Origin of the sequence: Sphingobacterium faecium, from assembly GCF_003054045.1 — a bacterium.
GTDB lineage: Bacteria > Bacteroidota > Bacteroidia > Sphingobacteriales > Sphingobacteriaceae > Sphingobacterium > Sphingobacterium faecium.
Genome location: NZ_QBKH01000001.1, coordinates 497,822 through 513,119, shown reverse-complemented (window position 1 = coordinate 513,119; position 15,298 = coordinate 497,822). Strand labels below are relative to the sequence as shown.

The 15,298-nt window shown below is 33.7% G+C and carries 13 protein-coding genes and 1 other RNA gene; 6 read left to right on the top strand and 8 right to left on the bottom strand.

Annotation, left to right across the window (positions count from 1 at the left end; translation table 11 throughout):
• Positions 1–111 precede the first annotated feature (111 nt).
• Positions 112–2,142 (top strand): M3 family metallopeptidase, encoded by a 2,031-nt coding sequence (locus C8N37_RS02160; protein WP_108157336.1) that lies wholly within the window; start codon positions 112–114, stop codon positions 2,140–2,142.
• Between the two features lie 80 nt (positions 2,143–2,222).
• Here C8N37_RS02160 and C8N37_RS02155 read toward each other — a convergent pair whose 3' ends face one another.
• Positions 2,223–3,758, bottom strand: coding sequence for a hypothetical protein (locus C8N37_RS02155; RefSeq protein WP_108157335.1), 1,536 nt, complete (start codon positions 3,756–3,758; stop codon positions 2,223–2,225).
• 163 nt (positions 3,759–3,921) lie between these two features.
• On the opposite strand from C8N37_RS02155, the gene ssrA reads away from it, so the two are divergent.
• Positions 3,922–4,289: a transfer-messenger RNA gene (gene ssrA, locus C8N37_RS02150) on the top strand.
• A 139-nt stretch (positions 4,290–4,428) separates the two neighbouring features.
• On the opposite strand, the gene C8N37_RS02145 is transcribed toward ssrA, so the two are convergent.
• Positions 4,429–5,490, bottom strand: coding sequence for a linear amide C-N hydrolase (locus C8N37_RS02145; RefSeq protein ID WP_108157334.1), 1,062 nt, complete (start codon positions 5,488–5,490; stop codon positions 4,429–4,431).
• A 414-nt stretch (positions 5,491–5,904) separates the two neighbouring features.
• Between C8N37_RS02145 and C8N37_RS02140 the strand changes: the two genes are divergently transcribed.
• The 3 genes from C8N37_RS02140 (at position 5,905) to C8N37_RS02130 (ending at position 8,196) form a co-directional block, all read left to right on the top strand.
• Positions 5,905–6,711 (top strand): alpha/beta fold hydrolase, encoded by an 807-nt coding sequence (locus C8N37_RS02140; protein ID WP_108157333.1) that lies wholly within the window; start codon positions 5,905–5,907, stop codon positions 6,709–6,711.
• Between the two features lie 174 nt (positions 6,712–6,885).
• The gene (locus tag C8N37_RS02135) at positions 6,886–7,104 is read left to right on the top strand and encodes a hypothetical protein (RefSeq protein WP_108157332.1); all 219 of its coding nucleotides are present in this window, start codon (positions 6,886–6,888) and stop codon (positions 7,102–7,104) included.
• A 639-nt stretch (positions 7,105–7,743) separates the two neighbouring features.
• Positions 7,744–8,196, top strand: coding sequence for a DUF6265 family protein (locus tag C8N37_RS02130; RefSeq protein ID WP_108157331.1), 453 nt, complete (start codon positions 7,744–7,746; stop codon positions 8,194–8,196).
• A gap of 87 nt (positions 8,197–8,283) precedes the next feature.
• Here C8N37_RS02130 and C8N37_RS02125 read toward each other — a convergent pair whose 3' ends face one another.
• The 3 genes from C8N37_RS02125 to C8N37_RS02115 form a co-directional block, all read right to left on the bottom strand.
• The gene (locus C8N37_RS02125) at positions 8,284–8,928 is read right to left on the bottom strand and encodes a hypothetical protein (protein WP_108157330.1); all 645 of its coding nucleotides are present in this window, start codon (positions 8,926–8,928) and stop codon (positions 8,284–8,286) included.
• Between the two features lie 163 nt (positions 8,929–9,091).
• The gene (locus tag C8N37_RS02120) at positions 9,092–10,018 is read right to left on the bottom strand and encodes an NTF2 fold immunity protein (protein ID WP_108157329.1); all 927 of its coding nucleotides are present in this window, start codon (positions 10,016–10,018) and stop codon (positions 9,092–9,094) included.
• A gap of 160 nt (positions 10,019–10,178) precedes the next feature.
• Positions 10,179–11,039, bottom strand: a complete 861-nt coding sequence (locus C8N37_RS02115) for a DUF808 domain-containing protein (RefSeq protein WP_108157328.1) — start codon at positions 11,037–11,039, stop codon at positions 10,179–10,181.
• Between the two features lie 235 nt (positions 11,040–11,274).
• Between C8N37_RS02115 and C8N37_RS02110 the strand changes: the two genes are divergently transcribed.
• Positions 11,275–12,012, top strand: a complete 738-nt coding sequence (locus tag C8N37_RS02110) for a metallophosphoesterase family protein (protein WP_108157327.1) — start codon at positions 11,275–11,277, stop codon at positions 12,010–12,012.
• 52 nt (positions 12,013–12,064) lie between these two features.
• Here the strand turns inward: C8N37_RS02110 and C8N37_RS02105 are convergent, their stop codons facing one another.
• From C8N37_RS02105 to C8N37_RS02095, 3 genes are all read right to left on the bottom strand, one after another.
• Positions 12,065–12,703 (bottom strand): peptidylprolyl isomerase, encoded by a 639-nt coding sequence (locus C8N37_RS02105; protein ID WP_108157326.1) that lies wholly within the window; start codon positions 12,701–12,703, stop codon positions 12,065–12,067.
• Between the two features lie 1,596 nt (positions 12,704–14,299).
• A complete protein-coding gene (gene folB, locus C8N37_RS02100) occupies positions 14,300–14,671 on the bottom strand; it encodes a dihydroneopterin aldolase (protein ID WP_108157325.1) in 372 nt (123 codons plus the stop codon).
• A 154-nt stretch (positions 14,672–14,825) separates the two neighbouring features.
• A complete protein-coding gene (locus C8N37_RS02095) occupies positions 14,826–15,260 on the bottom strand; it encodes an FKBP-type peptidyl-prolyl cis-trans isomerase (RefSeq protein WP_108157324.1) in 435 nt (144 codons plus the stop codon).
• Positions 15,261–15,298: the final 38 nt, after the last annotated feature.

The following is a 15,298-nucleotide window of genomic DNA, read 5'->3' as shown; positions in this document are numbered from 1 at the left end:
CGCCATTACATGCGTGCTTTACATGATAAAATATCATTATCTTATTATCATCTTGCTGTCGTAATTTCCATTTTTATACACAGGTTCAAAATATTCTATTAAATTTACTTTATGAGTATCTTAACACAACATTTTGAGACGGTTTATAATACCGCACCATTTTCTAAAATAAAAAACGAAGACTATATACCTGCATTTGACCTAGCCATTAGCAACACGAGAGCAGAAATTGATGCCATAGCAAATGCAACTGCCCCTGCTACTTTCGAAAACACCATTGAAGCACTTGCATTTTCGGGAATGCCGCTAGATCGTCTATCTAGTATTTTTTTCAATCTACATTCTGCGGAAACCAATGATCAGCTGGAACAAATAGCACAAGACGTTGCACCTAAGCTTTCGGAGTTAGGCAATGATATAACGCTTAATTTTAAACTTTTCAAAAGAATTAAGGAAGTCTATGATCAAAAAGAAAAATTAGAACTCACATCAGAACAGATAACGTTATTAGAAAAAAATTATAAAGATTTTGTTCGCAATGGGGCGCTATTAGCAGAAGATAAAAAAGATCAGTTGCGTGCTATTGACAGCGAACTGTCGCTACTCAAATTAAAATATGGTGAGCATGTATTGGCCGATACAAATACTTATGAATTACATATTACAGCAGAAGGCGATCTAGCTGGTCTGCCTGATGGAGTGAAAGAAGCAGCTGCAGGATTAGCGAAATCTAAAGAGAAATCTGGTTGGATCTTTACTTTGGACTATCCAAGTTATGTTCCATTTGTCACTTACGCCGATAACCGCGAATTACGCCAAACGATCAGCATTGCTGCTGGTAAAAAAGGTTTTCAACAAAATGAGAATAACAATGAAGAAATTGTCTTAAAAATAAGCAAGTTACGCTATCAACGTGCGCAGCTTTTGGGATATGAAACACATGCTCATTTTGTATTAGAGGAACGCATGGCTCAAAATCCAGCTAAAGTAAGTGAATTTTTAAGTGATCTACTGATCAAAGCAAAACCAGCGGCAAAAGAAGAATTCCATGAATTAACTGCTTTTGCAAAGGAAACTGATGGTATTGACAAACTGCAAAAATGGGATGGAGCTTATTATGCTGAGAAACTAAAACAGAAGAAGTTTCAACTTGATGATGAACAATTGAAACCCTATTTCAAACTAGAAAATGTACTGCATGGTGCGTTTGAAATCGCAGGAAGATTATTTGGATTACATTTCAATGAAGTACAGCATATAGACAAGTATCACGCTTCGGTACAAACTTTTGAAGTAAAAAATGAGCAAGGAGATTTTGTCGCTATTTTTTATGCCGACTTTTTCCCTAGGAAAGGCAAGCGCAATGGTGCTTGGATGACATCTTTTAAACCCCAATATAAAAGAGCGGATCAAAACGAACGTCCACATGTTTCCATTGTCTGCAATTTTACACCAGCTACAGAAACCAAGCCTTCTCTCTTGAGTTTTAATGAGGTGACTACTTTATTTCATGAATTTGGTCACGCTTTACATGGCATGCTGGCAGATACCGTATATCCAACTCTTTCAGGAACTTCCGTATTCTGGGACTTTGTAGAATTGCCAAGTCAGGTCATGGAAAACTGGTGTTATGAGCAAGAAGCATTAACGCTATTTGCTAAACATTATGAGACCGGAGAACCAATTCCAATGGAAATGGTTGAAAAAATACGCGAAAGTGCCTCTTTTTTAGAAGGCATGGCTACACTTCGCCAACTCAGCTTTGGAATGCTAGATATGGGGTGGCACGGTCAAGATCCTACAGCGATCAATAATTTAAAGCAATTTGAAAAAAATCAATTTGAATCAACACAGCTTTATCCTGATGTTGCTGATAATGCGATGAGCACTTCTTTTTCACATATTTTTGATGGTGGCTATTCATCTGGATATTATAGTTATAAATGGGCAGAAGTATTGGATGCTGATGCATTTGACTACTTTAAGCAAAATGGAATTTTTAACAAAGAGATTGCTACAAAATTTAAAGATACCGTTTTATCCAAAGGAGGAACAGTACATCCGATGAGTTTGTATAAACAATTTAGAGGCCAAGAGCCAACTGTAGAGGCGTTATTGAAACGTGCGGGATTGCTTAAATAATTTGAGTTTCCCCAATAAAAAAAGGAATGCTTTACCAAAGTAAAGCATTCCTTTTTTTATTTCATTCTTAAAAGCAGATGCTATTTTGAACTGATATCTTTTTCTTCTGTTTGCACTATTTTACCAGCTGCATCCTTATCTGGGGTTGCCACTTTCTTAGTATTATCATGAGCTAAACTCGGATGAGGGGCTGGAGTTGCTTTCGATTCTGTAGCTGGTTTTCCTCCCTCTTTAGTGTCGGCTGGTTTTACTGAATCAGTCACTGTTTTTGAAGGAACTTCAGATTTTGGAGTTTCAGCTACTTTCATTTCAGCTTTCGCTGGCGCAGGTTTAGCTGCTGGCTTTGATGCAGTTGTTGCTGGCTTACTTGCTGCTGCAGGTTTTGAAGCTTCAGCAACCTTTGGCGCCGCTTTCGAAGGTACAGATTTAGTTGCTGGCTTTGATGCCGTTGTTGCGGGCTTACTTGCTGCTACAGGTTTTGGAGCTTCAGCTGCCTTTGGTGCTACTTTCGTAGGTGCAGGTTTAGCTGCTGGCTTTGATGCAGTTGTTGCTGGCTTACTTGCCGCTACAGGTTTTGGAGCTTCAGCAGTCTTTGGTGCTACTTTCGTAGGTGCAGGTTTAGCTGCTGACTTTGATGCAGTTGTTGCGGGCTTACTTGCCGCTACAGGTTTTGGAGCTTCAGCAGTCTTTGGTGCTACTTTCGCAGGTGCAGGTTTAGCTGCTGACTTTGATGCAGTTGTTGCTGGCTTACTTGCCGCTACAGGTTTTGGAGCTTCAGCTGTCTTTGGTGCTACTTTCGCAGGTGCAGGTTTAGCTGCTGGCTTTGATGCAGTTGTTGCTGACTTACTTGCCGCTACAGGTTTTGGAGCTTCAGCTGTCTTTGGTGCTACTTTCGTAGGTGCAGGTTTAGCTGCTGGTTTTGATGCAGTTGTTGCTGGCTTACTTGCTGCTACAGGTTTTGAATTCTCATCCGCAGTTGTAGATCCTGGCACAAGTTGCGGGTTATCAGCAGCTTCAGCAGCGGCCTGTGCAGAATCAGGCTGTGCAGAATCAGGTTTACTATCAGAAGATTGCTTTTTCTTGTCTGATTTTTTCAATTTACGCTCAGGCTTAATTTCAGCAGTCACCTTTTTGTCAAGGATAGATTTACTTTTACTACTTTTGTCAAAAGATGCAGCAGGTGTCGCAGCTGATTTTTTCTTCTTTTTATTTTTCAGCGAATCATCACTTTTCGAAACTACTTTCTTATCAGATATAGCTCCCGAAAGTTGACCATCTTTTGATTTTTTATTTTTAGTCTTGTCTTTAACTTTTTTATCTTTACCTGAACTGGTGCGTTGAACCGTTTCATCTACATGAAAAAAGGGCAATTTTTCCTGTATATCTGAAAGCGTTTCTCTCACTTTCTTATTCAGTTTTTTATAAGCCTTAACTAATTTAGAATCCTCATTTGAAATCTCTTTTTTAGACGCTTTCTTTAATTTTCGAGGTTTTTTCGATTTTTCCGCAACTATATGAGCTTTGGTAATTTCATCAGCAGGCTTCTTTTTAGCAACTGGCGTTGACACATTTTTACTGATCTTTTTCGATTTTTTGGATTTTATTTCTTTAGCCATGTAGATTTATTTTTTGATTCAATGAATATTTCATCTTTATAACAATTCTGATTAACAATTGTTTGTAGATCAATAAATGTAAGTTAGTAAATATATTGCATCCTAACCCTGTATATTACTTCATTATTGGAATAATATTTGTATTTTTGTGTCCTACATAATTGGGGTCGACCGGAATTGACAGGATGGAGACGGTTATGTAAGCATGCAGTGCGTTGTTAGTAGAGCACTTTAATCGGAACTTTCACAATTACAACTGGCGAAGAAAACTACGCCTTAGCTGCTTAAGTTAGACTTAACATAGCTATTTGTCCCGTTAGATCCTGTTCTTTGGTTTAACATCAGGGGCATCGAACAATAGAACTGGCAGGTGTGATTTTGCTAATCACTTGTAAGACTCAGCAAATACGGCGTACGGTATAGGTCAGCATCTCACCTTCCCTCGCTCGACAATTAAAGAGAAGCTAAGCATGTAGAAAGCGTATACAGTACCATGACTGGACGAGAGTTCGAATCTCTCCGGCTCCACAAAAAGAAAAGCTCAACTTAGGTTGGGCTTTTCTTTTTTAGTGGATTAGAGCACTCGAATAGAGGATTTTGTATTTCTATACGATTAGAGCTAACAATTGGATTTAGCTGAATATCTTATTTTAAATTCAATGAATTCAATTTATATGCCCTGAAATACAAATGGTTTGGCTTCTAAAAACTGACCAGATGTTTCTCCTGCATAGATTTGGTTTTTGTCTAGCGGAAGTTTCTTTACTTTTCCATTCTTACTGAAATCCAATTTTTTCAAATCTACCCAGATCGCATTTGGACTGAGCGCATCTTCAAAATAGTATACAAGATTTTTTTGGTCTGAAACTGTTCTCCACCTTGTTGTGGATAGATTGGGAAAACCTTCGGTAGATATACCGTAAGGTACAGAACATTGTCTGATCACACTTAATGCTCCGGCTAAAGCTATTCTAATGTCGTCAGTTTGCGGAATGGCTTTGATATAATAGGATGCACGTACATATCTGTCAGCGGCCTTGTTTGTGCCAGGAAGAAATATATTCCCTGGAATACCTTTCCAATATTCGTTTATCGCCAATTGTTCTTCAAATATTGGATCGTTAGTCATTACGGTATATGAAGGATCATGATGGATAACTAACTTCCCATTTATATATTCTAAAATAGCATTATCGCCAGTCGCATCGGACATCGAAAGATGCACAGTTGTAAACTTATCGGTTCCAGGTATAAAATCTGTAACTACAACAAACTCTTCTTTGCTAAAATGCGCTACAGCTTCTGCTACTGTAGCAAAATTATCCAAAGCATATTGAGCCCATAGCGAAACTGATAAACCTTTTTTTCCTGTGCCCTCTTTCGAAAATTCAGGATATTTTGAACTTACGAGCCAAAGTAGATTTGCAACAAGACCTTTTTCATTCAAACCATCAGATACGGCAATGTCCCACGAACTTGTAGTCATACTACCATATTTAGAAGTCCATTTTATCGTATTTTTACCTGTACTTCCATCACGTTCCATGTTTCTCGGAAATAGCCATAGATTAGAGGGAATTGGGATTGAAAAATCCATACTGCGAGCTGTGAGGATTGTGTTATTTGGGCCTTTATAAACAACTCTCGTACAAGCGTCTGCTTGATTAAATGAAGACAATCCTACCGCAACTAGCAGTAAAGTCCTTCCAATTTGTTTGATACATCTTTTCATTCTTACTTATATTATTTGATGAAGTTTTTTAGTTTTTAGACGATAAATGAAAAATAAATACAACAGATCCTATTCAAAACGAAGTACCAAAGCAATTTAAGAATAATTTTTTCTATTAAAAAGAAATTAAAGATAGATATTAAAATAAACAATTGAACAAAGGTTATTTTTAAGAAATCTTATTTACAATAAAAATTAATTTGGTTTCACACCATACTTCACAATCTTGATGAAGTCCATTATGCTCCAGCCGATGTACTGTGAATTTAACTTCGCTTGAGATGATTTTAAATATAGCTCATAAACTTTATCATCCTGCTCTTTTTAATACTCACTTTGTGAAATATAGGACAAAGAGGAAATTTTTAAATGAACAAATTTATCTAAGTTTGAAAAATGATGATATAAAAACATATGATGAAAACAAGGTATTCACTGATCATAGCAATGATGATGCTATTTCAAACCATGGCTATCTGTCAAACTAAAGATACACTAGTCGATGTAGGTAGTCACAAACTACATTTCACCATCAAAGCCGGTATAGGAGTACCCATTATTTTCGAATCTGGAGCTGGTAATGATGGCTCTGTGTGGAAAGAAATATGTAAAAAACTAAGTCACCGAACCAACGCGCCACTCATCACCTATGATCGTGCTGGATTTGGAAAAAGCGAAATTGACTCAAACCATGTCAATATAACAAATGAAGTCAACGATCTATATTCAGCCCTCAAAATACTAAAGTTTACAGAAAATTATTTTTTTGTAGCTCACTCATTAGGAGGTAATTATGTCATGAAATTCATCTCAAATTCACCAAAAAAAGTTAAAGGAGCAGTTTTTATTGATATAGTAAGTCCTTATTTTATGACTCCCAAGCGCGCAAGCTATACGAAAGAACTATTTCGCGATAGTATACAAGCCATTAAAAAGGAAAGTATAGGATTTTATCATCTTGTGTTAAACTATGAAAACACTAGTGAAATAATGCGCCAAGTTGCACCTGCTATCGAAACACCCCTCACGATCATTGCTTCTGGAATAACTCCATTTGAAGGAGAAGATAGGCAAGACTTTAAAGATGCATTAAAAAGGTTTGCAATGGAGAAAAAAAATCGCACATATATCTTAGCCGAAAAAGCTGAACATTATGTTTTCTATGACGATCCTCAATTGGTAATTGATGAAATTATAAGACTATATCATCAGGTCAAATAAAAATAAAATACATATGAATCGATAGCTGTATTGCCCATCTAAGCCGAAACAGTTCCTCAAAATATATGCAAACAATAAATGCTGTATGTGACAAAGATCTTGATAATCTCATTGTTTAAACCGTTTCCAACCTAAACATAAAACCAGTTATCAGAAATTGTTTAACTTTATAACATGCACACTGAATTTGAAAAGCTAATTATAGACTCACTACTTAAAGGAAAGACGCAACAAGAGATTTCCATTGAATTAAAAAGCAAAGGCGTAGTTCCTTACAGCCTCTCGTCCATTGAAAAAACGATGAATGATCTTAAACGTAAACATCAGGCAAGTACTTTATTTCAATTAGGAGCTATAATCACCCTAAAAAGGTATATCCATAAAAAAGAGTAGGTTAGCCACTACTCTTTTTATGGATATACACTCCAGCTATTTGGATCCAAAAATTGAGCAATAAAATTGTGAGATGCTGATTTATGATTCTTTCTTCATCATACCACATTTGACACAAAACCATACTGGATATTTATTGTCTACTTCTCGCGCTTCCCATTTATGGGAACATTTAAAATATTTTTTGTACAAAAAAAATACTATTAATATCAATAAGATAACAGCCACAAGGTATAGAAGGTTGAACATGGTTAAAAATAGTTTAGTGCATTAACATGATTATCTAAAAAAATAACGTAGTTATTTCATTTATGTTTTATATTTCTGACCATAAATTTTAAACACACTCATTTACTCCCTATTTCATACTAAAATATCTGTTGCATTTGTCTAATAACCTTCAGAGATCATTTGATAAAATATAAATAATAAAACTAGAGAAACTTATTTTGTCGTTTAGAAAAGCTAGGGTTCTGCGTTAGATTTATTATTTTCACCCTGGTAGAATAATAAATTTTCAATGATATACAAAGCAAGCTATAAAAAATAACTATATGGACTACCATCACTCTTCCAGATGCATGAGTGAATAAAATAAAAACAACGTTGTTATTTAATACATCCAAAAAATAAATTTATATGCAACTAAAATTATTTTTATTCGTTATCATCAGTTTAGTTAGCTTTTTTTCATTCGGGCAGTCTAAACTACCTCTTTTCTTAGTGGGGACTTGGAAAGTGAACCATGCGGAGCGATTTGAGCATTGGGATCAATTAAATGATTCTATCATGAAAGGGTTTTCGTATCAAATTAAAAATGGACAGATGTATGTATCTGAATATTTGGAGATTACTCAGGACAAATATGGGGTAACCTATAACGCTATAGTATTAAATCAAAATCAAGGTAAAAACATCTCTTTCAAGATGATAGAAAAGAAAGAGGCATTTACTTTTGAGAATCAAGATCACGATTTCCCAAAGCAGCTTATATATCTAAAATTATCGGACAAATTAGTTCAAATAAATATATCAGACCTAAAACAGAAAACGATACACTATCAAATGGTCAAGCAAGATACAGGACTCTGAAATATTATCCCGATTATCATTTACTACGAGATTTTAGTGTAAAAATTAAAAGTCAGATCATATAAAGAATCCATGTGAGCGAAAAGCTTATACTAGCAATATCATCTTCAAAAAGTATAACATCATTACCGTAAACATGGAAGAAGCTACAAATGAAAAATAGATCTCTTGTTTTTGTTTGAAATTCCGTTCATCAACATCTGTCAATCCTTTGGGATTACTAAAAGTTCCATACTTAAGCTTAAGGAACAAAACATAAATAAAAGTAAGCAAAAATAATGTTGCAAATACAAATGCTATTAAGATGGGAAAATTAGGCGCTCCTCTGTAATTCTTACCGAAAATATCCACAAAGTAATTATAAATCAATACGTGATGCTGTAAATCAGAAAATGTCCAAAATAAAATCGGTATAGCAATGCTATGAATCAAAAGAAAAAATAACCAGTCTGATTTACTGAATTTTTGTGTTTTTTGAACTTCTTGTGCTATACTATCATTTTTACTGAATGATCCTAGATGAAAAATTTGCTTCGTTGCTATTGGAAAACCTACAAAAATAATGGCTCCACTTAATATCCACAGTAAGAATTGTCCAGAACTTGCTGTAGAACCAAAATAAGTATTACCAATATATACTGTACCTATCCATATCAACAAAAAAATAAATACTGTTGGAATAGCAATTAGTAATAATTTACCGATTTGAAGTCTATTTTTTGATGGATTCATGTTAGTAATTTACTTATATATAATACGTTTACAATATAGTATACAATAATAAACAAATTCAATATTTCATTTTATATTCAATTTAAATTCGTCTTTCCATCCTCATATTTATCGAATTATCAATAAATTGATAATTCAAAAGTACATCCAAATTTCCAAAAAATTACAATCCTACTTTTTTCCAGCCACCATCAAGGCTTTGTACTTCATCAATCTTCCATTGTCCATCTTTTTTAATCAAAATAAACCGGTACTGAAAATCAATATGATCTTTCGTAAATAGATAAATCTTATTCTTAGTCACCTGTTCACCATCTATAATACTGTGTGTAAGGTAAGTATAGTTCGGACCATGAGAATAAAATAAATTATCTGGTCTATAACCTGTCCGGCTTTTATCTATACAATGCTCCCGAAATAGTAATGTGCACTTTAAACTTAGATCCTTAGTAAAACCAACCTTAACAGCATTCTGCTCCCATTTGGTCATAGCATTAAAAAATAGCAGCAGACTTTTCTTGGCATCATCAATATCCTGTGGATTAGCACTTTTATTTTTTTTAGCCAAATCCCTCTGCTTCTGCTCAAACTGCTCTATTTGCTGTTTATTAAAGAGATCATTTGCGACAATTTCAATCCTTGGGTTACTTGCAATTGTCATGAGGCCGTCAAATGTAACACGTGTACCATCGATTCTCAGCATACTTAATTTAGGAATTTGCGCTAAGATCTGCAACGTATTATCCTGTAATTTCGTCTGACATGCCCAAATACAGTTTAGTTTTTTATGACTTATAAAATGTTCAAACCCCTGACCCGAAATATTTGCATTCGTAATAAATAGATAACTCAAATTGGGTAATGTTGCTAAATATTTAAGCGCAAGATCCGTAATCTTTGTATTTTCAAGTGTTACATTGACTAATTTGGTGAGTTTACATATTTCCAAAATATCATCATCTTGAATGGGGCAATTGACAAATGAGATTCCTAAAAGTCTTTTTGACTGTGCGATCTGCCAGATATCATCCTGCGATAGCATTCGATTCTTAAATTCAGCAGAACCTTTCAATTGCGTTAAATTATCCATATGGAGATCAATTATACTTATAGATACACATTAGCTTGAACTGGTACTTCCGCCATAAATAAACCTTTCAAAGATCAATTTATTGTCTGGCCAATCGTAGTCCATATTCACAGAAAAGGCATCACCTGGATGCCTTTTCTGTATGGTTTTTTAAAACTAATTATTTTTTAGCAAAAACCTTCTTAACACCTGTCATTAGTAAAACTGCAAATAGACCTGCAATCAGGCCATAACCAACTTGTTTCAACATAGAGGGGACATTCGGAAGGAAATGATGTAAATAGTCAATATTATGATCAAAGATACCACCTGATACTAATATCAGTGCAATCGTTCCAACTACTGCCAGAAATTTAATAACAATAGGTAAAGAATTCACTAATAAATGCCCAAATTTGGAAACAAATCCTTTATCTTTTGATTTTTTGATCAATTTATATCCAGCATCATCCATACGTACTATCAAAGCTACTATACCGTAAACACCAATGGTAGCAAATATAGCGACTACTGATACTGTTAAGATCTGAATGGGTAAACTTTGATTCAATACCGTTCCAAGTGCTATAATAACGATTTCAACAGATAATATAAAATCAGTAGTAATCGCCGATTTTACTTTTACTTTTTCTAATTCGGTATTATTTTCTTCATTTTCAACCACCACATCATGTCCAGTTTTTTGTCTATGAAATAAATATTCAATGATTTTTTCCACTCCTTCATACGCAAGATAGATACCTCCTATAATCAGAATAAATTTAATTGCAACGGGAAAAAAAACATTAAGCAATAAGGCAATTGGAACAATAATAATTTTATTGATTAATGAACCTTTTGTAATGGCCCATAATACTGGAATTTCACGAGAAGAAAGAAATCCAGTCGCTTTCTCCGCATTTACGGCCAAATCATCACCAAGAATTCCAGCAGTCTTACTCGCAGCGATCTTACTTGTAACCGCCACATCATCCATTAAAGCAGCAATATCATCCAATATTGCAAATATACCTGAAGCCATAACTATTTAAATATTTAGGAGGGCAAAATATAAAATGATTTCGAAATTCATTTTATATTTTTAAATTTTTATTTAAAGACTAAAAACCTGATGCCTTATAGATATGCTGCTAACGCTATAAGTAAGTATAAAAAGTTTATATTAATATCAAAAACAGATCTGAAAAACTATTAAATCTGTAAAAAACACCATAAATACTTGAAGTAATAAGCTAGATTTGTGTCTAAAAAATAGGATGATCCAGATAGCCATTTTTAGCGATATACACGGAAATCTACCGGCATTGAAAGCTGTACTAGCAGATATTGACGCCAGAAAAATTAAGAATACCTTTTGTCTGGGTGATCTGGTGGATTTTGCTCCTTGGAGTAATGAAGTAATTGAATCTATCTTATCTAAAAAGATACCTTGTATCATGGGTAATCATGATGAGCGTATTGCATTTGACTATCCTATCATACCATTATCAAAACATGATGATCAAGAAACAACCTGCCGAATCCAAGCCATCAATCATTCCAAGAAGATCATAACAGCAAAAAACAAGCTATTTTTAAGTCAACTTCCTTATTCAATGCAATTTGAATATAAAGTAAAAACGAAAAACTGGCGTATCCAATTAGTGCATGGCAGTCTAGAAAGCAATGAACATTATCTATACGAAACAACATCAGATACTACTTTTGAACAAATATTCAAGCAAACACAGGCGGATATATTGGTAATGGGGCATACTCATATCTCATATATAAAATCTATTGCTAACAAATGGGCAATTAATACTGGCTCAGTTGGCCGTTCAAAAGAAGAAAGTATAGATGCCACTTATCTCTTATTGAGACTTTTTGAAGATCGCATTGAAGCTGAAATCATCCGCATCCCTTATGATATTATAACGGTCATGGATGCAATAAAAGCGAGTGAAATCCCTAATTTTTATGCCGATTTTTTATTATCAAAACAGATAAATTAATGGATATCGCGCCCCAACCATTTATACACGAACAGGCGGAAATATCACAATATTAATCTTTAATTTCTGATAATTCAAAGCGAACTTGTTGCAATGGATAATCTTGGGAATCTGTTTTTACTTTGCTGATTTTTAAAATCACATCCAATCCTTCATAAATTTCTCCAAATACGGTAAAATCATGATCTAATCGAGGCTGACCTCCAATTTTCAAATAGGTTGAACGCTGCTCAGCAGTATACTTGATATTCTTTTTCAATTCCAGAACGTCAAGTTCACTTGCTGTAATCTTTTTACCAACTACAAAATAGATTTGATTCAGAAAAGATGCTTTTTCTGGATTGACATCTCTTCCTGCACCCAGAGCTCCAACTTTGTGAAACGCTCTATCGTCAAATTCTGGAGCAAGACGTGGTTTTTGTTTTGTTGGATCTGCAGCTTCACGTTTTTCAATATCGACATCATGCTCCCCCCCTTGCACCACAAAATCAGAAATAATACGATTGAACAAAGCATCTTGATAAACTTTTGTTTGAATCGACTTTAAAATCAGATCACGATGTTGGGGAGTATAGTCATATAAGAGAACCTTAAAATCTCCGTAATCCGTTTGAAATAATAAACGATGTGTTTGACTTTTTCCAACGAAGACAACGAATAAACATAAAAGGAGGAGTATGATTTTTTTCATAAAATAAAATTTGAATGAAGATAATTCATTTTTTAATAAATTTAAAGCACCACTCCAATTTATTAAAAACCGAGCTTAATAATTGTATTATGGAGAGACTATATTTTGAATTATAGTCATCAAATTCAATTATCTCTTACATTAATCCCTTTTAAGAAATCATACTATTTTACCATTTATTACGTGAAAACATAGTGTGATTATGACTTTAAAAATCATAATTATTTGGTATTCGAGTCCTTAATTAAGAGAAGAGTTTACGTTTATTCATGTTAAAATTATATAAATAATAGCTTCATATTGAGACATATAATAATATGAAAAACAGCACCATTCTATATATAATTATGAAATTCATAATTGAATTACTAATCTGATGAAACTTCACGATATATTTAAAATAATTTATTTAAAATGATTTCTACCGAGCATTAAAAATACTAAAAATAATAGCAATAAAACACTTTCTATTTAAATCACTTTTCGATTACAGAATCTATAGTAAATCACTTAAAATGAACACAAAACAACTATAAAACACGGACAGGATTCATTAGTTAACGTAATGACATCAATTAAATCAGGAGGGCTAAATCAAAATGGATACACCAAAAGAAAGCGATCAAGATGCATAGCTGGATTTTTGTTTAGAAAATGAATATGAAATAGAAATAAGATGTAAATTTGATTCCTATAGCCGCAACTATGATAATCAAATAATATCCAACAAGGTGAATTTTCAAAAAAACATAAATATCTATGAATCAATTATTAGAGAAAGATTATATTCATCTTCAATTAAGACTAATTCATATATAATTACTTTTTATTACTTTAAAGCAAAGTTGTAATAGTAAGCATTTCCATTTGATCACAACGATTCAATTAAATAATATAAGTCGATTTAAGAGCATATTTTTAAATACACTAAACTTATAACCAAACTGATATTAAAAGACGCCAAAACGCCTTATTCACACCTTAATTAAAGAGTATGAGTCAAGAATATTGCACAAGGTTTGAAAAAAGTAATTTTTATGAATAATCTTCTTTTAGGATCTTTGTTTTTTTACAAGCTTAAAAATTATTGGGTTGTTAAAGTGATGAATAATATCGAAGACAGGTTTCCATATCGTTCTGATCAGTATGAAAGATAGTTCCTAGCAATACATACACATTTAAACTATATAATAACCACTTTAAAAACAGATAGATAGGACAATTATATAAACTAAAAAATTACATAAAATCAATGTTTACTCCATAAAATGAAATAAATCTTATTCGAGATACATTAATCCATGCCATGTTCTAATATCAATCATCTACCTAGAGTGCTTATTTCAACAAGGATTTTTAGGTATTATAATTGACAGCTCCCCTACCCCTAGCTACCTCAAAAGTTAACTACAAATTTGGCACAAAAAGAAGGTTTTTCAGGCAAAAAAAAAGACAAGATCTCATGAGGTCTTGTCTTTTATGATTTGTTTAACGTAAACCAAGAATACTATTTTCACCGGTAGTCATTTCCCTAAAAGCAGCATGGCTATTTACTAAAAGCTATAACCATAATCTATTATCAAAATCTCATTTTTATCAATAAGATGAGCTACAGTAACGAACAGCAACTTTGGAATGAGCAGCATCACCGCCGAATGGGGGATTTAATTTTTTAATGGATATATCGATTGTTTGCGCAAAGGAGAATTTTGTGTAAATAGCTTTCAATATTTCATGGGCCGCGGATTCCAATAGTTTACGCTTGGGCTTCATGACTTCATGGATAATTTGATATAAGATCTCGTAATTAACGGTCTTATCTAAATTCTCATGATCATCAATACCCGCATCAAAACTCACTACGGCATGTACCAGAAATTCATTTCCTAAAACTTGCTCTTCTTCGTAAAATCCTATTGGAGCAAATACACGAACATCTTCCAAAGAAACGGTTTGTAATATTTTCATACTACAAACCTATATTTTTATTCTGAATAATGCGAGGTAAGGATTCATTAAAAAATCCTATAGGTTGATCAGCATGCATCCGTGCTATTGGATACCATCACTTGCAGATCTTTTAAGCAGAACATGTTTACAGACACAATATGTCTGCAATTACCTAATGAACAGAGACTAGTTCTACTTCAAAAATCAATGCAGCGTTTCCACCAATTTCTTTTGAAACACTCAAATCACCATATCCTAGTGATGATGGAATAAACAAACGCCATTTACTACCTTCTTTCATCAATTGTAGGGCTTCTGTCCAGCCCGCAATAACTTCGTTCACGGGAAATGATACCGGCTTCTTACGTTTTTCCGTTGAGTCAAATACAGTACCATTGATGAGCCGTCCTTCATAAAAGCATTTTACAGTATTGGTCAATTTGGGACTTTTCCCCGTTCCTTCTACCATTATTTCGTACTGTAAACCCGAAGGTAAACTGACGACTGTATCACGTCTTGCATTTTCCTTGAGAAATGCTTCTCCTTCAATTAAATTTTTTTTAGCTTCTAAGCGTAACTTTTTTAAATATCCTGTTGCGTTAGCCATGTTTTTTCTTTCAAACTTAGAGAATTTGTTTTATACAC